We start from the raw sequence: 21,431 nt of genomic DNA on the forward strand, positions 1-21,431 counted from the left end.
ACGAACGGCCAAGATTGTCTGGCTGGCGTGGCGCCGGCCCGCCTCGTGCTCCATGATGAGCGCAGAACCCTGAATTCCGAAAGAGCGAGATGTCCAACTTCGAAGGTATCGTTCCGGCGCTGGCAAAGGCGCTGGAAAAACGCGGCTATGCCGAACTGACGCCGGTGCAGAAGGCGGTCCTGGAACTTGGCCAGGCCGACGCGCTGGTGTCGGCACAGACCGGTTCGGGCAAGACGGTGGCCTTCGGCCTTGCCATGGCGCCGACGCTCCTGGGCGTCGCCGATCGCTTTGCCCATGCCGCGGCCCCGCTGGCGCTGGCGGTGGCGCCGACGCGCGAGCTGGCGCTGCAGGTGACGCGGGAACTGGAATGGCTCTACGAGCTGACCGGCGCCACGGTCGCCTCCTGCGTCGGCGGCATGGACATGCGCACGGAACGGCGCGTGCTGGAGCGCGGCGCCCATATCGTCGTCGGCACGCCCGGCCGGCTACGCGATCACATCACCCGGAACTCGCTCGACATGTCGGCACTGAAGGCGGTCGTATTGGACGAGGCCGACGAAATGCTCGACCTCGGCTTTCGCGAGGATCTCGAATTCATCCTCGACGCCGCCCCCGCCGAGCGCCGCACGCTGATGTTTTCGGCCACCGTGCCGCGCTCGATCGCAACCCTCGCCCAAGGCTATCAACGCGACGCGGTGCGTATTTCCGCCGCCGGCGAGGAGAAGCAGCATCTCGACATCGAATACCGGGCGCTCAGCGTCGCCCAGGCCGACCGCGAGAACGCCATCATCAATGTGCTGCGTTTCTACGAGGCGAAGAACGCGCTGGTGTTCTGCAACACTCGTGCCGCCGTCAACCACCTGACGGCGCGCTTCAACAACCGCAATTTTTCCGTCGTGGCGCTCTCGGGCGAGCTCAGCCAGAACGAACGCAGCCACGCCTTGCAGGCGATGCGCGATGGCCGCGCCAAGGTCTGCATCGCCACCGACGTGGCGGCGCGCGGCATCGACCTGCCCAATCTCGAATTGGTGATCCATGCCGACCTGCCGACCAATCCGGAAACGCTGCTGCACCGCAGCGGCCGCACCGGACGCGCCGGGCGCAAGGGCGTAAGCGCGCTGATCGTGCCGGGCAGCGCGCGCAGACGCACCGAACGGCTGCTGGCGAGCGCCAAGCTGACCGCGACATGGGCAAGTCCGCCATCCGCCGACGACGTGATGCGGCGCGACGACGAGCGCATCCTTGCCGATCCCGCTTTCGACGAACCGGTGAAGGACGACGAGCGCGCCTTCATCGACGCGCTTCTCGCCAGGCACGGCGCCGAGCAGGTGACGGCCGCCTTCGTGCGGCTGTGCCGCTCCAGCCGCTCTGCGCCCGAGGATCTGATGGATGTCGCGCCGTTCACGCCGTCGCGTGAAAGACCGGCGGGCGAAAACTTCGCGCGCCGCGACGAGGCGCCCAGCCGCCGCGACGATTTCGGTGCCAGCGTCTGGTTCTCGCTCTCGGTGGGGCGCCGGCAGAATGCCGAGCCGCGTTGGCTGATCCCGATGCTGTGCCGCACCGGCAGCATCACCAAGCGCGAGATCGGCGCCATCAAGATGCAGCCGGAAGAGACCTTCGTGCAGATATCAGCCGACTGGGCCGACCGTTTCCTCGCCGCCATCGGTCCCGACCGCAAATTGCAAGGTAACATCGTGGTGAAACGGCTGGACGGCACGCCGGACCTGTCGCGCGCCGGCTACCAGCCGCCAAGTCTCGACAAGAAACCGCATCGCGGCAAGACACCGTTCGACCCGAACGCGCCGAAGCGCAAATTCGAGAAGCGCGTGCCGGCTGGCGATCAGCGCCCCGCCGCATCGGACGCGAAGCCCTGGGCGAAGAAGCCGGGCAAGCCGAAATTCGACAACGCCGGACCGCCGAAACATAAGAAGGCGAAGAAGCGGCCGAGCTGAAGTCTTCCGGCGCCAAGGCAGCCGTCGCATTTTCATGCCCGCCCTTGCGATCCGCCGGAACTTTGAACAGTCTGGGCGGGGCGTTCGGGGATCGGGACATGCGCGGCGAAGTTCTTCGCTATGACGAGGCCCAGGGCTTCGGCTTCATCACCGGGGCGGATGGCGAGCGCTATACTTTCGCGCGTGAGGATATGCGCCGCGAAATCGAAATAGCCCGAGCCGCGGCCGTCGAATTCCAGCCCGGCGGCGGCAGGCGCGCGACATCTTCCCGGCCGGTACCCAACCTGCGCCTCCAGCCGGCGCGGCCGCCGATGCGCGAACCAGTGCTTGCGCCTCTTTCGCTGCTCAAGTCGCGCCGCCGCGGCATTTTGGCCGCTCCGCCATCGCCGGATCGGCCGAGCCCGGCCTGTGGGGCTTGCCACCTTTCTGCCTGGCCTCGGCACGACAGTGCGTCGCCTGCACGACATCGGCCTGACCGGCTGGCTCTTCCCGGTGATCCTGATCCCCATCATCGGCAGCCTGATCATCCTGGTCTTTGCGCTCATCCCGACGCAGGGCCGGGAGAACCAGTGGGGAGCGGTGCCGGCGGGCGTCAGAACGTAGTGTCGCGTGCGTATTGTAATACATGCAATCTCGGGTAGTATGTGGCGACGCAATGTGAAATGGGGGCAGAGCATGCGCGGGGCGGTGTTCCATTATGACGAAGGTCAGGACTATGGTTACATCGACGGAATCGACGGCAAACGCTATATCTTTTCCCGTACCGATCTGAGCCAGGAACTCATCCTAGTCAGGGGTGCTCTTGTCGAGTTCCAGCCGGACGACGGCACTGCGCATAACATAGTCGCGGTGGCCTCGGCCGCACCGCCGTCTAGTACCGGTCAGCCACGGCAGACCAGTCGTTCTGCCCCAAGTCGGCCGGCCTACCCCACAGGGCTGTGGGCTTACTTCTGGCGCGCGGTGATTGCGGACTACAGCAATTTCAACGGACGCTCCCGCCGCAAGGAATTCTGGGCCTTCTGGCTATTCTACACTCTCGGGATATTCACGCTTTTCGGCTTCGGGATACTTGTTGACCTGGCGATCAATGGCTTCGAAACCAACGCGGACAGGGCGCCGATAGGGTCCACAGGGTTCATACCCCTCCTGGTTTTCCTTTCGGGATTGATCCTGCCTTGGATTGCGCTCGTCGTGCGGCGTGTGCATGACGCCGGCCTGAGCGGCTGGTTTGCCCTGCTCTGCTTCATCCCGCTCATCGGTGGCATCGCCTTGCTAGTCTTCGGGCTTATGCCGCCTCAGCTGGGCGACAACCCTTGGGGACCCGTGCCGGCGGGAGTCAGGGTTTGACCGCCTCCAGCGCCTCGCCCGAAAGCCTGAGAAATAGCTTCTGGCCATGACGTTCGGCGCCAAGCCGGTCGTAGAAGCGCAGCGCGCCTTCGTTCCAGTCCTCGGTGGTCAGGTCGATGCGGCCGATGCCGTGACGTCGGCAATGCCCGGTGAGAAAGCTGATCAGCGCCCGGCCGACGCCGGCGTTGCGAGCCTTGTCGCGCACGAACAGGTCCTTGAGAAACTGCAAACCGCTCGAGATCGATGCCGGAATGCGCGATCGCCACCGACGCCAGGCCGCTGACCTTGCCCTCGACGAAGGCCAGCGCGAAATGCGGATAGGCCGGGCTTCCTCGCGAGCCATTTCCGTGCCGCCGACAAGGCGCGCGTGGTCGAGCGGCGGTTGCCGGTATTGCACCGCCATTTCGCACAGCACGGTGGCGAGCGCCGTCGCGTCGTCGGTCGTCGCCCGGCGGACGTCGACCGTCATGGGCTCAGCCCAGGAACTTGGCGATGATGGCGTCGCCCATCTCGACCGTGCCGACCTCGGTCATGCCAGCGGAGAAGATGTCCTTGGTGCGCAGCCCGTCGTCGAGCACGGCGGCGATTGCCGCTTCGAGCTTGTCGGCTTCATCGACCATGGCGAAGGAATAGCGCAGGCACATGGCGAAGGACGCGATCATGGCGATCGGGTTGGCGACGCCCTTGCCGGCGATATCGGGCGCCGAGCCGTGCACCGGCTCGTAGAGCGCCTTGCGCTTCTTGGTCTTGGCATCCGGCGCGCCGAGCGAGGCGGAAGGCAGCATGCCGATCGAGCCGGTCAGCATGGCGGCGATGTCGGACAGCATGTCGCCGAACAGATTGTCGGTGACGATGACGTCGAACTGCTTGGGCCAGCGCACCAGTTGCATGCCGCCGGCATCGGCCAGCATGTGGTCGAGCTTGACGTCGGAATATCGGGCCTTGTGGGTCTGGGTGACGACCTCGTTCCACAACACGCCGGACTTCATGACGTTGCGCTTTTCCATCGAGGTGACACGGTTCTTGCGCGTGCGCGCCAATTCGAAGGCGACGCCCGAAATACGCTCGATCTCGAACGTGTCGTAGACCTGCGTGTCGATGCCGCGCTTCTGGCCGTTGCCCAGATCGATGATCTGCTTGGGCTCGCCGAAATAGACGCCGCCGGTCAGCTCGCGCACGATCAATATGTCGAGGCCTTCGACCACCTCCTGCCTCAGCGAGGAGGACGTCGCCAGCGCCGGATAGCAGATCGCGGGCCTGAGATTGGCAAACAGCTCCATGTCTTTGCGCAGGCGCAGCAGGCCGGCCTCGGGGCGAACCTCGTAAGGTACCGTATCCCATTTCGGCCCCCCGACGGCGCCGAACAGCACCGCGTCCGCGACCATCGCCTTTTCCATGTCGGCATCGGAAATCGCCACGCCGTGCGCGTCGTAGGCGCAGCCGCCGACCAGGCCCTCATCGGTGACGAAGCCGCTGCCGAGTTTCTCGTTCATGGCCGCTAGCAGCTTCTTGACCTCGGCCATGGCCTCGGGGCCGATGCCGTCGCCGGGGAGCAGGAAAAGATGCTTCGTTGCCATGGAGAAACCGTCCCAGAAAGATTTCGTTTCGATTTTGCACAGCGCCCTTTGGCCGCCAGGAGGCGCGGCGCTGTGCGACCGCGGCCTTGCTAAACGCCAAGCGCTTGCCGCGCAAGCCCGCAAGGGACTTCCATGTTCACCGATGCGAGAGAATGTTGACCAGTCGGCCGAAGGGATCGCGCACATAGAAGCGGCGCACGCCCCAGGACTCGTCGGCCGGCCCGTATTCGATGACGAAGCCCGCTGCCTTCATGGCGTCGAACGCGGCATCGACATCATCGACCTCGATCGACAGGTCCGGCACCGGCGTGCCCGAACCACCTTGCGCCATGAAGCTGACCTGCACCTGCATTCTTTCCCCGGAACCATAGGTGGCGATCCAGCCTTGATCCATGAGTACATCGAGGCCGAGCACGTCGTGATAGAAGCGCTTCGCCGCCGCGATGTCCCGCGTCTCGACATTGGCCACGATGCGCCGGACCTTCATGGCATTGGCCCTCCTCGGACGGTGCGCCGAAGCGCCGTCACCTCGATTTCGATCTTCATCTCCGGCCTGTTGAGCTGGCACACGATCATCGTCGCCGCCGGCCTGATCTCGCCGAACGCCTCGCCGAGAATGGGGAACACCACGTCGACGAAGGCCTGGTCGGTTATGTAGTAATGCGCGCGCACCACATCTTCCATGTCGAAGCCGCCGTCCCGCAAGGCACTGGCAATGGTTGCCAGGCAATTGCGCGTCTGCGCCTCGACCGTTTCCGGCATCGTCATCGAGGCATAGTCATAGCCGGTCGTTCCGGACACGAAACACCAGTCGCCCTGCACCACGGCGCGCGAATAGCCGGCGGTCTTCTCGAAGGGCGAACCGGTGGAGATCAGCTTTCGCATGGCATACCTCGCAAAGGGTGTTCGCAACCACTTTGCGGGCAAAGGCCTCGCGCGGCCATAGGCCAGACGAAGCTGGCCATTATCTCGATGGCCTTGATCGTCCCGCCAGGCCTCAGCTCGCCAGCCGGCTGACCATCTCGTGCTGGGCGTAGGCGCGGCCGAAGCGGTTGGCGAGGAAGGCGTCGAGCGCGATGTCCTCCTGCTTGACGAAGCCGGTCGCCGGCAAGGTGCCGTCGGCGAGCATGTCGAGCACGGCGCAGATGCCGGATGCCGTGGTGATCTGGATGGCGCTGCGCACCGTCTGGCCGACCCGCTTCGAATAGATCTTGTTGGCATAGGTCTCTTGCAGCAGGCGGCCGTTCTTGCGCCCCGAGACGGTGACGAAGACGATGACCACGTCCTGCAGCGTCGCTGGCAGCGCGCTTTCGAAAATGTCCTTCAGCACCTCGCGGCGATGGCGCAGGCCGAGATCGTTGAGCAGCGCCTTCATGATGGCGGCGTGGCCGGGATAGCGGATGGTGCGGTAGTTGAGCGTGCGCACCTTGCCCTTCAGCGTCTCGGCCAGCGTGCCCAACCCGCCCGAAGTGTTGAAGGCCTCGTAGGTCACTCCGTCGAGCGAGAATTCCTCGCGCTCCTCCAGCGGCGGCACCTCGACCAGCTCGCCCTCGACGATCGCCTCGCAGGGCTCGCAATATTCGTTGATGACGCCGTCGGTGCTCCAGGTCAGATTGTAGTTCAGCGCGTTCGAGGGATATTGCGGCAGCGCGCCGACCCGCATGCGCACGCTTTCCAGCGTGTCGAAACGGCTGGCGAGATCGTTGGCGACGATCGAGATGAAGCCCGGCGCCAGCCCGCATTGCGGGATGAAGGCGCCGTTGGCCGAACGCGCCAGTTCCTTCACGCGCCGGGTCGAGACGACGTCCTCCGTGAGGTCTAGATAATGCACATCGGCGCTTGCGGCGGCTTCGGCGATGCGCGTGGTCAGATGGAAGGGAGCGGCGCTGAGCACCGCGAATTTTCCGGCGAGCGCAGCTTCCAGCGTGCCCGCGGCCGCGATGTCGAGTTCCAGCGTCTTGACGCCATCAGCCAGTTCGGCCGCGGCAAGCTGCGCGGCCGAGCGGTCGACGAGGGTGACGTGATAGTCCCCGGTTGAAAACAGCATCTCGGCAATGGTCGAGCCGATCTTGCCGGCACCGACGACAACAATTTTCTTCATGATGCGGTTCCCTCGCCCGACAGTTGATTTGTCCCGCTACAATCGCGGCTTGCTGGACGAAAGGAAGCGTGGAATTGTACGAAATGAAGTACCCTTTTTGCCGATATGCCGACCAGGTTCGTTGAAATGCTCAGTGATGCCGACCAGGCCCTGCTTGCCTTGCTGCGCGAGAACGCACGCGCCTCGACCGCCGCGCTGGCGCGCCGGCTCGGCGTGTCGCGCACCACCGTGCAGAGCCGCATCGAACGGCTGGAGCAGCGCGGCATCATAGCCGGCTACGGCGTCAAGCTTGCGCCCGATTATGAGCAGGGGCTGGTGCGGGCGCATGTGCTGCTCACCGTGACGCCCAAGCTCGCCGACAAGGTGGTGCGCAGCCTGCGCGCCCTGGCGCCGGTCAGGACGCTGCATTCGGTGAGCGGCAATTTCGACATGATCGTCATCGCCGACGCGCCGTCGATCAAGGACCTGGACACGCTGCTCGACCAGATCGGCGCCCTCGAAGGGGTCGAACGGACGTCGTCCTCGATCATCCTGTCGACGCGCATCGATCGCTAAAGCACTCGGCCCACAGGCGATCCGGATGAATACGCCCGCCTCAGTCTCCCAACGGATAGGGCATGTAGCCGACGAAGCCCGCGATCTTCCAGCTGCCGCCGACCTTCCTGCAGAAATACAGCGTCTGCCATTTCAGCCTGTCGACGCCGCCATCCGCCTTGGCGACGGTGCCGTCGAATTTCTTGTGCAGCACGGCGCGGTCGCCGTCGACATCGATGTCGCGCAGATTGGTGACGCGGAACAGCGCCTCGCGCAGCGGCTCGGCGAATTTGGTCGCCGCCGTCTCCTTGGCCTGGCGCAGCCACTCGTCGCGGTAGATCTCCAGCCTGGGGAATTGCAGCCGCCAGGCGTCGGCGTTGGGCAGGAAATGCGCGTGCATGCCGAAGAAGCTCTCGGCGACGAAATCGTCCTCGACCATGGACCAGTCCTGGCCGATGAAGGCATCGATGTCGCGCCGCACCAGCATCTCCCAAAGCGCGTGGCGGTCGGCATCGCCGGATGGAAACGGATTCTTGTCGAAGGTCATTCTCGGTTCTCCGCTCTGGAAATGCGCCCGGCCCGAATGGCTTGGAGCTCGGCCGGCGAGCGCACGATGCAAGCGCTTCTGTAATAAAGCAACGTGGATTTCCAAGAATGTTGCTTTCCAACAAGGCCTCTATCGGGATCGCCTCGATCGGGGTAAATCTCGGCCGAAGCGGGCGCTCCCATAGTGTCCCGTCATATCGTCAGAGGAGGTCCGCTCTTGCCCAAGCAATGTTTTGGAACGTCGCATGTCCCGCTGTCACCCGCGGTGCGGGCCGGCGACTTCGTCTATGTCTCGGGCCAGGTGCCGGTCGGCGGCGACGGCATCGTCGTCAAGGGCGGCATAACGGAACAGACGGAGCAGGTGCTTTCCAACGTCAAGGCGGCGCTGGCGCTGGCCGGCTGCACCATGGACGATGTCGTCAAGACCACCGTCTGGCTGGAGGACGCGCGCGACTTCGGCGCCTTCAACACCGTCTATGCCAGGCATTTCCCGAAGAACCCGCCGGCCCGCACCACGGTCGAATCGCGGCTGATGATCGACATCAAGATCGAAGTGGAAGCCGTCGCCTACCGGCCGCTCTGACGGCCGTCGGCGAGGATGGAACGAAGCGGAGAGGCGCGCCCGATGCAATTTGATCTTCTGTTCAAGGGCGGGCGGCTGATCGATCCGGCGGCCGGGCTCGACGCGCCGCGCGATCTCGCCATCGCCGATGGCCGCATCGCCGCCATCGATGCCGACATTCTCGCCGACCGCGCGGCCCGCGTCATCGATGCCAGGGACCGCATCGTCGCGCCCGGCCTCGTCGACCTGCACAGCCACGTCTATTGGGGCGGCACCTCGCTCGGCGTCGATGCCGACCGGCTGGCGGCCAAGAGCGGCACCACCACCTTCGTCGACGCCGGCAGTGCCGGCGCCGGCAATTTCCTCGGCTTTCGCCGTCATGTCATGGAGCGCTCGAAGGTGCGCATCCTGGCCTATGTCAACATCTCCTTCGCTGGCATTTTCGGCTTCTCGCAGACAGTGTCGGTCGGCGAGTGCAGCGACCTCAGGCTCTGCGAACCGCGCGAGGTGGTGGCGGCAGTGCGCGAGCATGCCGACGTCGTCGTCGGCGTCAAGGTCCGCTCCGGCAAGCATGCCGGCGGTGCCAGCGGCATCGCGCCGGTCGATCTGGCGCTGGAGGCATCAGACAAATCCGGTCTGCCGCTGATGGCGCACATAGACGAACCCCCGCCCGGGCGCTCGGAGGTTCTGCCGCGCCTGCGCCGCAGCGACATTCTCACTCACTGCTTCCGGCCGTTTCCCAACGCGCCGGTCTTCGCCTCCGGCGCGGTGCGGCCCGACATGCGGCTGGCGCGCGAGCGCGGCGTCATCTTCGATCTCGGCCACGGCATGGGCTCGTTCGACTTCGAGGTCGCCCGCGCCATGCTGGCCGAAGGGCTGGCGCCCGACGTCATCTCGAGCGACGTGCATCTCTACTGCGTCGACGGTCCGGCCTTCGACATACTGGTGTGCATGTCGAAGCTGCTGGCGCTCGGCATGCCGCTGGTCGAGGTGCTGCGCGCCGCCACGCAAGCGCCGGCTCAGGCGATCGCTCGGCCTGACCTGGGCACGCTCAAGGTCGGAACCGCCGGCGACGTCGCGCTGCTGCGGCAGCACTCCGGCCGCTTCACCTTCGTCGATGCGGTCGGCGCCTCGCTGGTCGCCGACCAGCGGCTGGTCTGCGAAGGAATCGCCATCGGCGGCGCCTGGTGGCCGAACGAGACGGTGAACGATATCGGCGACACCGAGCGTTTCGAGGCGCATGCCGCGCATACGCATGTCGAGGTGGCGGCGAGGCATTTCGGGCGATGATTGGCCAATCTCCCCTCTCGTGGGGGAGATAGAACGTCACCGCTGTGCGTTGCTGACGGCTCCGTAAACCGGCGTCGCAATCCTCTCCATCCGCGCCTTGATCTGCAGCGCCACATATTTCGAATAGAAGCGCGACAGCGCCAGATTGCCGCCGTGGAACCAGAGCGCCTCCTGCGCCGTCGGTTTCCACATGTTGCGCAATTCGCCCTGCCATGGCCCGGGGTCGCCCTTGACGCCGGAGCCGAGGCCCCAGCACGGGCCGACCTTGTCGGCGACCTCGCGCGAGACGATTTGCGCCACGGTCTCGTTCATCGACTGATAGCCGGTGCAGGCGATGATGGCGTCGGCTTCAAGCTCGCTGCCGTCCTCGAACAGGATGCCGCCGGGCGTGAGCGACTTGATCGCCACACCGCTGCGGATGCCGATCTTGCCGTCGATGATCAGGTCCGAAGCGCCGACATCGATGTAGTAGCCGGAGCCGGTTCGGTAGGCCTTCATCAGCAGGCCGGTCTCGTCGTCGCCGAAGTCGAGGGCGAAGCCGGCGGCGGCGAGGCGTTCGTAAAAAGCCGCGTCGCGCGCGCGGATGACGTCGTAGAGCGCCCGCTGGCCCTTGGGCACCAGCGCGAAGGGCGTCGAGGCGACGATCATGTCGGCCCTTTCGGTGGTGATGCCGCGCGCCAGCGCGTTCTCCGAAAAGATCTCGAAACCGACTTCCATCAGCGTGTCCGACTTGACCACGGTCGTCGGCGAACGCTGGATCATGGTGACCTCGGCGCCGCTTTCCCAGAGATCGACGCAGACGTCATGCCCGGAGCTCGCCGCGCCGATGACGGCGACCTTTTTGCCGCGGAATTTCTCGCCGCTGGAATACTGGCTGGAATGCAGGATCTCACCCTTGAACTGGTCGGCGCCGGGCAGGTCGATCGGTCGCGCCGGACCATAGGCGCCGGTGGCGAAGACGATGTGCTTCGGCTTCAGAGTGATGTGCTGGCCGACGCGGTCCACGACCACGGTCCAGACCTTCTCCACCTCGTCATAGCTGGCGCTGACGCATCTGGTGGCGACCCAATAGTTGAGCTCCATGACGCGCGTGTACATTTCCAGCCAGTCGCCCATCTTGTCCTTGGGCGTGAAGACCGGCCAATTGTCGGGAAACGGGATATAAGGCAGATGGTCGTACCAGACCGGATCGTGCAGCACGAGGGTGCGGTAGCGCTTGCGCCAGGAGTCGCCCGGCCGGGCATTCTTCTCGATGACGATCGAGGGCACGCCGAGCTGCCTGAGCCGCGCGCCCAGCATGATGCCGCCCTGGCCGCCGCCGATGACCAGGCAATAGGGCTGCTCCGAAGCGCCAAGCTCGCGGGTCTCGCGCGCCCGCGCCTCCGACCAGGTCTCGCGCTCCGGGTCGGCCTTGTGGCGCACGCCCAGCGGCCGCGCCGCGCCCTTGCGCTCCTCGAATCCTTTGAGGTCGGTCATTGCCGTGAACAATGTCCGGCAGCGGCCGTCGCGCAGGCGCATGATGCCCTGGCCCGAGGCCACAGCGGTCTCGAAGGTGAACCAGCCCTCGATGATGCCTTCGTCCGAGGTGGCTTCGCCGGTGAGCTGCCATCTTGCCGGCCGCGTCGTCGTCAGCGTCGCCTGCAGCATGTCGGCGATCGCCTCGCGGCCTTCCATCGTGGTGACGTTCCAGGTGAAGGTCAGGAGGTCGCGCCAGTAGCAATCGTCGACGAACAGGTTGGTCGCGGCGGGGACATCGCCGGCATCGAGCGCTTGCGCCAGGGATGCGAGCCATGCGGCTGCCTGTTTCGTCGGTGCTATTTCGAGCATTTTTCTCTTTCCCTCTTTACTTCTCAAGTCAGCGCCGCCCGTCCTGTCCTTCTCCCCTTGTGGGAGAAGGAAAACGTGCGCTAGTCCCCGAGCGGCTCCATCTCCTTGCCGGTGCGGTGGATCTGGGCATTGTATTTGATACGGCGGACCGTCTCGCGGGCCGAGCCGTCGAGCTTATAGGCGGCAGCCACCGCCATGAGGTCGATCATGGCCAGGAAGGCGAAGCGCGACGCCGTCGGCTTCAGCGTATCGGGATATTCCGGCACCGCCACGGTCAGCCTGACATCGCCGACGCGCGCGAGCTCGGTGTCGGGCGCCGTCACGCAGATGGCATTGGCGCGGTAGTGCTTGGCGAGTTCGACCGCCTCGATCACCTCGCGCGTGCGCCCCGTCGCCGAAATGGCGATCACCAGGTCGCCGGGCTTCAAGGTCGAGGCGGTCATGCGCATGAGATAGGGGTCGCATTGCGCGCTGATCGATATGCCGTAGCGAAACAGCCGGTATTGCGTTTCCTGCGCCAGCGCCGAGGAACTGCCGCCCAGTCCGAACACCGTGACCTGGCGTGCCTTGGCGATCAGTTCGGCGGCTTTCTGCAGCTGGACCGGGTCGAGCTGCCGCTCGGCCTCCTGCAGCGCCCGGCGCGCTTCGCCGAACACCGCGTTCCAGAACGGCATGCCGGTGTCGCTCTCCCTGGCTGGCGAAGTGTCCAGATAGAGCGCCCCGACCACCAGGCTCTGCGCCAGTTTCAGCTTGAAATCACGCACGCCCTCGCAGCCGATGGCGCGGCAGAAGCGGGTCACCGTCGGTTCGCTGACGCCGGCACGCTGGGCAAGGGCTGCATTGGAGGCATCGACCGCGTATTTGACGTCGTCGAGCACGACATCGGCGACGCGGCGCTCGGCCGGACGCAGCTCGGCATAGGTATCCTTGACCAGCGAGATGATGTCGGGAATGCGCCGCACAGGCTCGCGCCCGTCCGCTTCGCCATCCGTCATCAGGTTTTCCCGGCTGTCAGCTTCGGTCATGAAGTGGCCTTCCCTGGTCCCTTGTCGACCTCTTACCATGCTTGCACGCTGTCGTTCCATGTGCACGGCCCCGCTGCAACTGCTGCGTGCCGTTGCGGCATGTCACCCGGCTTTGCCCATCTGCAACGTCCGCCTTCTTGTGCCACTTTTCCCGAGTATGTAGGAAAGCAACACGCATTTCAAGATAAAGAAAAGACAATGAAAGCAGACATATGGAGGAATAGGCGGCTCTGAAAGGCGGAACGATCGCGCTCTTCGCTTGACACCAAAGTAGGATAGTTACAGATTGATTTTTGGCAGTCGATTGGACGCACTCTCCGAGGGGCGGATGAACGCAGGCGAAACAACAGCGCCGAAGCTTGGTGTGCAGGCAGCGACCAAGATCTATCACACCGCATCCGGCGACCTCCTGGCGCTGGACCGGTGCAGCCTCGACGTCCACGCCAATGAAATCATTTCGATCGTCGGCCCGTCCGGCTGCGGCAAGACCACGCTTTTGTGGTCGATGTCGGGCTTGCACAGCCTGACCGGCGGCGAGATCCGGCTCGACGGCGTCAAGATCACCGGGCCGCATCCCGACATCGGCATCGTGTTCCAGGAAGCGAACCTGCTGCCCTGGCGCAATCTCGATGCCAACATCCGCTTTCCCTTCGAGATCAAGGGCGAGAAACCAGACCGCGCCTGGATCGCGCATCTGCTCCACCGCGTCGGGCTCGACGGTTTCGGCGGCAAGTTCCCGCGCGAGCTTTCGGGCGGCATGCAGCAGCGCGCCGCGATCGTGCGGGCGCTGGCGCCAAAACCCTCCGTGCTTTTGATGGACGAGCCGTTCGGCGCGCTCGACAGTTTTACCCGCGAGGAGATGAACCGTCTCGTCGAGGAGATCTGGCTCGACACCAAGACCACCATCGTCTTCATCACCCACAGCATCGAGGAAGCGATCTTCCTCTCCGACCGCGTGGTGGTGCTGAGCGCGCGGCCCGGCCGCGTCGCGAGGGAGTATCGCGTGCCGTTCGCGCGGCCGCGCTCGCTGGAGATCATGGCGACGAAAGAGGTTTTCGACCTCACCAACCGGATCAAGATGGACATCGTCGGCGAGCGCGCCAGGCCCAAGGCACCGGAACAGGAACGAGCCAGCGCCGAGATCGTGAGGATCAGGCCGTGAGCGACGCCATCCCGGAATTCTCGAAATCGGGTGCCAAGTCCGGCGAGGGGCAGGACGTCAGCCTGACCAATCTCTCGGCCTTCGCCAGCGGTCCCGGCATCAAGTCGGGCAAGGAGGTGGCGGCCATCATCGCTGTCGCCGTGATCATCATCGGCGGCATCGAACTGGCGCTGCGCCTGTTCCATGTGCCGCTCTACATCATGCCGCCGCCAAGCTCGATCGCCTACGCGCTGTTCGACGAGTTCCCGCTGATCGCGCCGCATCTCGGCTATACGCTGGTCGAGCTGGTTTCCGGCTTCGCCATCGGCGCCGTCGTCGGCCTGGTGCTGGCCGCCGTCATCACCCAGTTCCCCTTCGCCGAGAAGATCGTCGCGCCCTACATATTGCTGCTCGTCACCACGCCGATGCTGGCGCTGGTGCCGCTTTTGATCCTGCGCTTCGGCTTCGGTTACACGCCGCGCATCATCGCGGTGGCGCTGGCCGCCGGGCCTATGGTGATGATCAACGCAGCCACCGGTTTCCGCCGCGTCGACAGCGCCAAGATCGCGCTGGCGCGCTCCTATGGCGCCAGCACCTTGCAGATATTCTGGAAGATCCGCGCGCCGATGGCGCTGCCGATGATCCTGGTCGGGTTGATGATCGGCGCCATCTTCGGCCTGCTGACCGCCGTCGGCGCCGAGATGGTCGGCGGCGGCTTCGGCCTCGGCAACCGGCTCACCACCTATTCGTCGATGATCCAGATGCCGCAATTCTTCGCCGTGGTGCTGATCCTGTCGACGCTCGGCATCCTGATCTATGTGCTGTTCTTCCTGATCGGCAAGAAATGGGCGAGCTGGGAGGCTTGAGCACGAGATCCATGAACGCCCGGGAGCGGGCGAAAGGCCATCGATCAATAAGAGGGTCAATCAACAAAAGGGGAATGCCATGACCGACCAGAACTCATTCCAGACGGCGACAAGAACGGGCATCAGCCGCCGCACCTTCCTGCAGGTGACGGCGGCCGGCGTCGTGACCGCCACCGCGCTCGGTGCATCGGGCTTGAAGGCCAGGGCGGCGGCCTATGAAAAATTCACCTGGATCTCGCCGCGCGGCACACTCGAAGTGCTCGACGACTATCCTTATTGGGCAGCCAAGAAGGCGGGCTATTTCGACGGGCTCAGCACCGACATGCAGCCAGGCCCGTCGGACGGCACGGCGACGGTGAAGTTCGTCGATGTCGGCCAGGCCGATATGGGCTTTCCCTCGCCCGGCGTGTTCTCCTTCGCCATCCAGAACGGCATGAAGCTGAAGTCGGTGTTCCATATGGGCGCGCGCGACACGTTCTCCATCGCCTTCCGCAAGGGCGAGGGCACGAACGACCTGAAGAAGCTCGAAGGCAAGACCATCCTGCTCGGCTCCGCCGCCTGGCAGTCGATCACCGATCCGCTGCTCGCCGCGCAAGGGGTCGACATCAAGAAGGTCAAGTATGTCGAGGCCGGCTGGCCGACCTGGGGCACCGCGCTCGCCGGCGGCCAGGGCGACGCTGCCTTGTCGTGGGAGGGGCTGCGCGCCGAATGGATCGCCAAGGGTCTCGACTTCGAATACTGGCTCGGCGTGAAGAATTCCAAGCTGCCGGCCAACACCTTCGTCGTGCGCGCCGCCGATCTCGAGGATCCCGACAAGAAGGCATTCCTGGAAAAATATCTGCGCGGCTGGGCGATGGGGCTGGAGTTCGGCTACCAGAACCCGCGCGCGGCGGTCGAAGCGGTGTTCGAGCAGTTCCCGACGCTGGCCAAGAACCTCGGCCCCGAGCTCGGCACCACCTCGATCCTGCAGCAGATCAACGTCTTCCGCGGCGACATGGACAAGCGCGGCGGCTGGGGCTCGCACGACATGGCGAGCTGGCAAGGCTTCTTCGACGAGATCCACAAGATCGGCCAGATCACCAACCCGGTGAAGGCGCAGGATGTCTGCACCAACGACCTGATCCCCGCCGCCAACGATTTCGACAAGGCCAAGGTCAAGGCCGATGCCGACGGCGCGAAACTGTCGGAAGGCTTTGCCGCGCTCGATGTCGAAAAGATCAAGGCGCATCTGTTCGATTCGGCGGTGAAGTAGGGTGGCAATTGTCGAGGTCGGCGCCGCCCCTCACCTGCCTGCCGGCATCCTCTCCCCGTAAACGGGGCGAGGGGACGCTCTCATCGACGATTTCGCCAATCGCCGACGTTGCGGCCAGCCCTTTCTCCCCGTCACTATACGGGGAGAAATGCCCGGCAGGGCAATGAGGGGCGGCGCAAACTTGAAGTGAATACCGGCGGCGGCGCTCTGCCGCCCGCAATTCAATAAATTAGCATGGGAGGCTGACATGGCCGACAAGGTAAAAGTGCTGGTGGTGGGTCTGGGCAATATGGGCGCCTCGCATGCCAGCGCCTATCACCGTTCCGAGGGTTTTCAGATCGTCGGCATCATGAGCCGCTCGATCAAGAGCAATAAGAAAATCCCCTCCGAATTGTCCGGCTACCCACTCTATGAGGATTTCGACCAGGCGCTGAAGGAGACCAGGCCCGACGCCGTCTCGATCAACAGCTGGCCGAACACCCATGCCGAATACGCGCTGAAGGCGATCGCGGCCAATTGCCATGTGTTCATGGAAAAGCCGCTCGCCACCAACATCGAGGATGCCGAAAAGGTCGTCGCGGCCGCGCGTGCCAAGAACCGCAAGCTGGTGCTCGGCTACATCCTGCGCGTCCATCCCTCCTGGATAAAATTCATCGAGGTCGGCAAGACGCTGGGCAAGCCGCTGGTGATGCGCCTCAACCTCAACCAGCAGAGCAGCGGCAGCGCCTGGCACTGGCACAAGAACCTGATCGATTCGCTGATCCCGATCGTCGATTGCGGCGTCCACTATGTCGACGTCATGTGCCAGCTCACCGGCGCCAGGCCCGTGCGCGTGCATGGCATCGGCGCCAAGCTCTGGGCGGAAGCCGACAAGCAGAATTACGGCCATCTCCACGTCACCTTCGATGACGGTTCTGTCGGCTGGTACGAGGCAGGCTGGGGCCCGATGATGAGCGAGACGGCCTATTTCGTGAAGGACGTGGTGGGGCCGAAGGGCGCGGTGTCGATCGTCGCCGGCCAGCAGGCGAGCAGCGCAGCGGAAGCGGCGGAGGTCTCGAACTCGGCCGACATCGACCGCCACACCAAGACCGACGCGCTGAAAATCCACTATGCGGCGGTCGACGCCGACAAGAACTTTTCGAGACCCGACGAGATCGTCAGCATGGAAGACGAGCCCGGCCACCAGGAGCTCTGCGACCGCGAGCAGGCCTTCTTCCTGCGCGCCATCCGCGAGGATCTCGATTTGACCGAACAGATGGACGCTGCCGTCAACAGCCTGCGCATCGTGCTCGCCGCCGAAAAGAGCATCGAATTGGGGCGCACCGTCGAGCTGGCCTGACGTTGCGGCAGCCCCCTCATCCGGCCGCTTCGCGGCCACCTTCTCCCCGTGGGGGAGAAGAGGGAGGCGCCGGCGCGGGACAGTTTCCTTTCCCCTCGGGGAGAGGTCAGCCGAGCGAAGCGGAGGCTGGGTGAGGGTAAGTCACGCAGCCATCGATCCATAAAAGGAGCAATACATGGCCGCCGTCACCGACAGTCTGTTGAAAACCTACGCGGACTCCGACGCGCTCGATCTGGCCGCGCTGGTGCGTGGAGGCCAGGTCTCGCCGGCGGAACTGGTCGAGGCGGCGATCACGCTGGTCGAGCGGCTCAACCCGGCGCTGAACGCGGTTATCCACCGCCTCTACGACATGGCGCGCGCGCAGGCAGGCACCGTCGACAGATCGGCGCCCTTGGCCGGCGTGCCGTTCCTGCTCAAGGAACTGGCCTCGTCCTGGACCGGCGCGCCGAACACCAACTCTTGCCTCTACCTGAAAGATGTCGTCGCCGATTTCGACACCGAAGTCGTGCGCCGCATGAAGGCGGCGGGGCTGGTGCTGGTCGGCAAGTCGAACGCGCCGGAGAATGGCTGGTCGATCACGACCGAGCCAAAACTCTACGGCGTGACCAGGAACCCGTGGAAGGAAGGCATCACGCCAGGTGGCTCGAGCGGAGGCGCGGCGGCGGCCGTTGCTTCGCGCATGGTGCCGATCGCCGAGGCCAGCGACGGCGCCGGTTCGATCCGCATTCCGGCCTCCTGCTGCGGCATCGTCGGGCTGAAGCCGTCGCGCGGCCGCGTCAGCCTGGCGCCGTTCGGCGACTATTGGTATGGCGGCGCCTATTTCCTGTGCTGCTCGCGCAGCGTGCGCGACACTGCTGCCTATCTCGACGCGGTGGCCGGCGCCTTGCCGGGCGACCCCTATACGCCGCCGGTCCCCGACGCCTCCTGGCTCAGCCTGTCGGCGCAGGCGCCGAAGAAGCTGCGCATCGGCTTCACCGTCACCCCGCCCAACGGCACGGCCATCGATGCGGACGTAAAGGTGGCGGTGCTGGCGACCGTGGCGGCGTTGGAGCGGCTGGGACATGATGTCGAGGAACACGACATGCCGCTCGACGCCGATGCCGTGTGGGCCACCTACACCAACATGACCTGCGTGCAGACGGCGGCGACCTTCGACTATCATGAAACGGTGATCGGCCGCCCGGTCACGCCTGATGATGTCGAACCAGTGACCTGGGCGATCATCGAACGCGGCCGTGCGACCAGCGGCATCAGGCACATCTCCGATGTCGAGCAGCTCAGGCAGGTCGGCCGCGACATCGTCAGCGACCTTTCGCCCTACGATCTCTTCGTCACCCCGACGCTGACGCAGCTGCCGCGCCCGTTCGGCTATTACGACATGTCGGAGACCGACATCGATCGCTACAACGCCAAATGGACGGATGCGGTGTTCGCTTTCCCCTTCAACATCTCGGGCCAGCCGGCGATCTCGCTGCCGCTCGGCTGGTCGAAAGACGGCGTGCCGATCGGGGTGCAGCTCGCCGGCCGCTACGGCGACGAAGCGACGGTGCTGGCGGCGTCGGCGCAGCTCGAACGGGAGCTGCCGTGGAGGGATCGGCGGCCGCCGGTGAGCGGTTAATCGCTCGCGGCAGGGCACCCATCGCCGAGTTCTGTGGCGACAAGAACCAGCCCTATCCTATCCTCTCCAGCCGTCTCGGCAGCCGGTTCATCGCGACTGGCCCATCCGGCGTGATCAGGAACTGGTCCTCCAGGTTGAAGCTGGCGAGGCCGTCGATGTAGAGCGGGATCTCGAAGGCCAGCACCATGCCCGCTTCGACCAGGACATCGCCGTCGGCCGCAATGAACGGCCATTGCTCCGAGAACACAGACCGCCCGACACCGTGGCCGAAATGGCCACGGCGGTAGGAGCGCAGGCCTTGCCGCGCCAGGCTGTCGGTGGCGACGCGGTGCACATGGCCGATCGAATTTCCCGGCACGAGTGCCGCCAGCCCGTCCTCGAAGGCGCGCTCGGCAATCGCGTGCAGTTCGACCTGGTCGGCGGAAGCGGGGCCGAAAGTGAAGTTGCGTGACATGTCGGACGCATACCCGCCGACCGTGCAGACCATGTCGCATTTCAGCGGATCGCCGGGCATTGCCTTGGCATCGGCACCCTTGGCCCGGGCGCCAAGCGTCACATATTCCGCCGTCGCGACCGGATGGGAGAGGCCCGCCGCCGCCGCGGCCACGCCTTGCCGGTAGAGCGCGATGAGATCGGCCTGGCGCATGCCGGCCATCGCATCCACCTGCAGCCGCTCCAGCCCTGCTTCCGACAGGATGATGCCTTGCTGCAGGAGCTCGATCTCGCGTTGCGACTTGATCGCCCGCAGCCGATCCAAGACCAACGAGCCGTCGACCATCCGGCAATGCGGCAGCAGCGCCTGCATGGCCGCGAAATCGGCGGCCGGAACAAAGTCGAGGTCGACGCCGAGCGTTGCGCGCTCCAGTCCGAATTCGGCAAGCAAAGCTTGCAGTTGGCGCACCGAGCCGGCGAAATCGAAGCTGGCGGGGCGCGCGAAATCCGGCGCGCGGGCAAGCGAGACAAGGCCGGCCTCGATGCGCTCCGCCAGAAGAAGGCCGCGGGCTTCCGTCTCGACCGGCGCGGATTCGATCCAAATCGGGTGCGAACGCACCACCGCTTCGGGCGCTGCGATCCGCAGCTGCGCCGCGTTGAAATCCGCGACGACGACGCCGATCGGCAGGTCCTGCCGAGCCGGGATGACAACGAAGCCGGCGCCGGCACGCCGGAACAGCCCCGCCGGTCCGATCGACACGCCGGTCGCATAGTGGAAGGCCTCGGGCGCTGAGAGCACCAGCGCCTGCAGGCCGGCGCGCTGCATCAGTTGCGTCGCGCGCTGGCGGTCGACAAAGCCGGTCATGGTTCTCTCCGAATGGCTGAAGGGACATCGGAGCATTGCGGACGCAGACAATCAAGCGAGTTCCTTGGTGCCAACCAACGTCGTCATCCACGGGCGAAGCAGGAGCGAAGCTCCGTCGCGGAGACCCGAGGATCCATGCCGCGACCTCGACATGAAGTGCAGCGGAGCAGAATTCTGTACCGTGGTGGCGCGTTGGAGTCCCAGCATGGATCCTCGGGTCTGCGCCGCGTCGCTACGCTCCTTGCTCCGCCCGTGGATGACGAAGTCGTGGGTGGCGCTCCGCCAATCGCAGGAGCATTCGATCCGTTCAGCAGCGCGCCCACCCCAACGCACGCCGAGCCCGCTACTTGATCGATTCCAGCTTGGCGATTGCCGCGGTGAAGCCGGCCAGCGAGACCGGGATGGTGACCGGCTTGCGGGTCACCGATTCCATGCCGATGTTGAGATTGGTTCCCGACTTCATCGCCTTGATCAGCTCCGGCGGCAGCGGCGTGGCGGCATAGGCGCCGTTCTGGTCGCTGGTCTGGATGGCGATCGTCGTCTTCTGGCCCTGATCGATCTGGTAGCTGGCGCCGGAGGGCAGGAACAGCCCGTGCGGCAAAGCGAGCAGCATGGCGAGGGAGCCGTTGCCGTTGTCGCGGCGCACGGTCACGGTCAGCACGCGCTGTCCGGTCTTGGCTTCGGTCAGGTTCTGCGACACCTGGCATTGAAGCTCGCTGTTGGCCGCGCCGCTTGAACAGTTCACCGCCCATGGATTGGCGTCGGCCGGTTTGGATTGAGCGGCCGGGGGCTGCGCCGGCTTGGCGTCCTCGGCAAGCGCCGGCCCGGCGACCGATGCGATCAGCCCCAAGGCGCCCAGTGCTGCGGCCATATTTAACAGATTAGCACGCGCTAAAATGGCAGCCATGTTCTTCATGCCCCCGCATTTTTCTCGATACGGCAGATATTTTCCCGCCGGCGGCTTGATACAATACTCCTGACTGTTCCGAAAGCCGCGCCCCGGCGAGGAGAGCCGGCAAAATTACTGTTGCGGTATAGCCACAGGTAAGAACTTTACGACGCAACAACAGCAGTCACGACGTTGGCGACTCGCTATACAATAGAATTCGCGCAAGAATTGGTGCGGGGGCGAGCAGTCCCCAAAGGGCGGCCAGGGA

General features: G+C 65.0%; 22 protein-coding genes. 11 read left to right on the forward strand and 11 right to left on the reverse strand.

What is annotated here, in order from left to right:
- Positions 1–89: 89 nt before the first annotated feature.
- Positions 90–1,952: a DEAD/DEAH box helicase gene (locus tag LB533_RS02390; RefSeq protein ID WP_224676551.1), complete on the forward strand. Its 1,863-nt coding sequence runs from the start codon at positions 90–92 to the stop codon at positions 1,950–1,952.
- A 32-nt stretch (positions 1,953–1,984) separates the two neighbouring features.
- Here LB533_RS02390 and LB533_RS02395 read toward each other — a convergent pair whose 3' ends face one another.
- Complete coding sequence (locus LB533_RS02395) at positions 1,985–2,374, reverse strand: hypothetical protein (protein ID WP_224676552.1); 390 nt, start codon at positions 2,372–2,374, stop codon at positions 1,985–1,987.
- On the opposite strand from LB533_RS02395, the gene LB533_RS02400 reads away from it, so the two are divergent.
- Positions 2,361–2,555, forward strand: coding sequence for a DUF805 domain-containing protein (locus tag LB533_RS02400; protein ID WP_411970872.1), 195 nt, complete (start codon positions 2,361–2,363; stop codon positions 2,553–2,555). The genes LB533_RS02395 and LB533_RS02400 overlap by 14 nt on opposite strands.
- A gap of 72 nt (positions 2,556–2,627) precedes the next feature.
- Positions 2,628–3,299 (forward strand): DUF805 domain-containing protein, encoded by a 672-nt coding sequence (locus tag LB533_RS02405; protein ID WP_140639581.1) that lies wholly within the window; start codon positions 2,628–2,630, stop codon positions 3,297–3,299.
- On the opposite strand, the gene LB533_RS02410 is transcribed toward LB533_RS02405, so the two are convergent.
- From LB533_RS02410 to LB533_RS02430, 5 genes are all read right to left on the reverse strand, one after another.
- Complete coding sequence (locus LB533_RS02410; protein WP_224676553.1) at positions 3,289–3,768, reverse strand: GNAT family N-acetyltransferase; 480 nt, start codon at positions 3,766–3,768, stop codon at positions 3,289–3,291. The two genes, LB533_RS02405 and LB533_RS02410, sit on opposite strands and share 11 nt — an antisense overlap.
- Before the next feature lie 4 nt (positions 3,769–3,772).
- Complete coding sequence (leuB, locus tag LB533_RS02415; RefSeq protein ID WP_224676554.1) at positions 3,773–4,876, reverse strand: 3-isopropylmalate dehydrogenase; 1,104 nt, start codon at positions 4,874–4,876, stop codon at positions 3,773–3,775.
- Between the two features lie 136 nt (positions 4,877–5,012).
- Positions 5,013–5,363, reverse strand: a complete 351-nt coding sequence (locus LB533_RS02420) for a VOC family protein (protein ID WP_224676555.1) — start codon at positions 5,361–5,363, stop codon at positions 5,013–5,015.
- Entirely contained in the window at positions 5,360–5,761 is a 402-nt protein-coding gene (locus LB533_RS02425; RefSeq protein WP_224676556.1) for a RidA family protein, read from the reverse strand. The genes LB533_RS02420 and LB533_RS02425 overlap by 4 nt, the downstream gene beginning before the upstream one ends.
- Positions 5,762–5,873: 112 nt before the next feature.
- On the reverse strand, positions 5,874–6,977 hold the full coding sequence (locus LB533_RS02430; RefSeq protein WP_224676557.1) for a saccharopine dehydrogenase family protein: 1,104 nt from the start codon (positions 6,975–6,977) through the stop codon (positions 5,874–5,876).
- A 126-nt stretch (positions 6,978–7,103) separates the two neighbouring features.
- Here LB533_RS02430 and LB533_RS02435 point away from each other — a divergent pair, with 126 nt between their 5' ends.
- Complete coding sequence (locus LB533_RS02435) at positions 7,104–7,532, forward strand: Lrp/AsnC family transcriptional regulator (protein WP_140492118.1); 429 nt, start codon at positions 7,104–7,106, stop codon at positions 7,530–7,532.
- 40 nt (positions 7,533–7,572) lie between these two features.
- Here LB533_RS02435 and LB533_RS02440 read toward each other — a convergent pair whose 3' ends face one another.
- Positions 7,573–8,058 (reverse strand): hypothetical protein, encoded by a 486-nt coding sequence (locus LB533_RS02440; RefSeq protein ID WP_224676558.1) that lies wholly within the window; start codon positions 8,056–8,058, stop codon positions 7,573–7,575.
- Between the two features lie 216 nt (positions 8,059–8,274).
- On the opposite strand from LB533_RS02440, the gene LB533_RS02445 reads away from it, so the two are divergent.
- Both LB533_RS02445 and LB533_RS02450 read left to right on the forward strand, forming a co-directional pair.
- Entirely contained in the window at positions 8,275–8,640 is a 366-nt protein-coding gene (locus LB533_RS02445) for a RidA family protein (protein ID WP_140639548.1), read from the forward strand.
- 42 nt (positions 8,641–8,682) lie between these two features.
- Positions 8,683–9,909 (forward strand): amidohydrolase/deacetylase family metallohydrolase, encoded by a 1,227-nt coding sequence (locus LB533_RS02450; protein ID WP_224676559.1) that lies wholly within the window; start codon positions 8,683–8,685, stop codon positions 9,907–9,909.
- Positions 9,910–9,945: 36 nt separating this feature from the next.
- Here the strand turns inward: LB533_RS02450 and LB533_RS02455 are convergent, their stop codons facing one another.
- Positions 9,946–11,736 carry an NAD(P)/FAD-dependent oxidoreductase gene (locus tag LB533_RS02455; protein WP_224676560.1) on the reverse strand — a complete coding sequence of 597 codons (1,791 nt, stop codon included), beginning with the start codon at positions 11,734–11,736 and terminating at the stop codon, positions 9,946–9,948.
- 80 nt (positions 11,737–11,816) lie between these two features.
- Positions 11,817–12,761 carry a MurR/RpiR family transcriptional regulator gene (locus tag LB533_RS02460; protein WP_140639545.1) on the reverse strand — a complete coding sequence of 315 codons (945 nt, stop codon included), beginning with the start codon at positions 12,759–12,761 and terminating at the stop codon, positions 11,817–11,819.
- Between the two features lie 328 nt (positions 12,762–13,089).
- On the opposite strand from LB533_RS02460, the gene LB533_RS02465 reads away from it, so the two are divergent.
- The 5 genes from LB533_RS02465 to LB533_RS02485 all read left to right on the forward strand — a co-directional run bounded on the left by LB533_RS02465 (position 13,090) and on the right by LB533_RS02485 (position 18,977).
- Positions 13,090–13,923, forward strand: a complete 834-nt coding sequence (locus LB533_RS02465) for an ABC transporter ATP-binding protein (RefSeq protein ID WP_140639544.1) — start codon at positions 13,090–13,092, stop codon at positions 13,921–13,923.
- Complete coding sequence (locus LB533_RS02470; protein ID WP_224676561.1) at positions 13,920–14,768, forward strand: ABC transporter permease; 849 nt, start codon at positions 13,920–13,922, stop codon at positions 14,766–14,768. Before LB533_RS02465 ends, LB533_RS02470 begins: the two co-directional genes overlap by 4 nt.
- Positions 14,769–14,847: 79 nt before the next feature.
- Positions 14,848–16,020, forward strand: coding sequence for an ABC transporter substrate-binding protein (locus tag LB533_RS02475; RefSeq protein WP_224676562.1), 1,173 nt, complete (start codon positions 14,848–14,850; stop codon positions 16,018–16,020).
- A 247-nt stretch (positions 16,021–16,267) separates the two neighbouring features.
- A complete protein-coding gene (locus LB533_RS02480) occupies positions 16,268–17,359 on the forward strand; it encodes a Gfo/Idh/MocA family protein (RefSeq protein ID WP_224676563.1) in 1,092 nt (363 codons plus the stop codon).
- A gap of 175 nt (positions 17,360–17,534) precedes the next feature.
- Positions 17,535–18,977 carry an amidase gene (locus tag LB533_RS02485; RefSeq protein ID WP_224676564.1) on the forward strand — a complete coding sequence of 481 codons (1,443 nt, stop codon included), beginning with the start codon at positions 17,535–17,537 and terminating at the stop codon, positions 18,975–18,977.
- A gap of 52 nt (positions 18,978–19,029) precedes the next feature.
- On the opposite strand, the gene LB533_RS02490 is transcribed toward LB533_RS02485, so the two are convergent.
- A complete protein-coding gene (locus LB533_RS02490) occupies positions 19,030–20,274 on the reverse strand; it encodes a M24 family metallopeptidase (protein ID WP_224676565.1) in 1,245 nt (414 codons plus the stop codon).
- A 343-nt stretch (positions 20,275–20,617) separates the two neighbouring features.
- Positions 20,618–21,145 (reverse strand): invasion associated locus B family protein, encoded by a 528-nt coding sequence (locus LB533_RS02495; RefSeq protein ID WP_224676566.1) that lies wholly within the window; start codon positions 21,143–21,145, stop codon positions 20,618–20,620.
- Positions 21,146–21,431: the final 286 nt, after the last annotated feature.

Source organism: Mesorhizobium sp. BR1-1-13 (assembly GCF_020165515.1).
Lineage (GTDB): Bacteria > Pseudomonadota > Alphaproteobacteria > Rhizobiales > Rhizobiaceae > Mesorhizobium.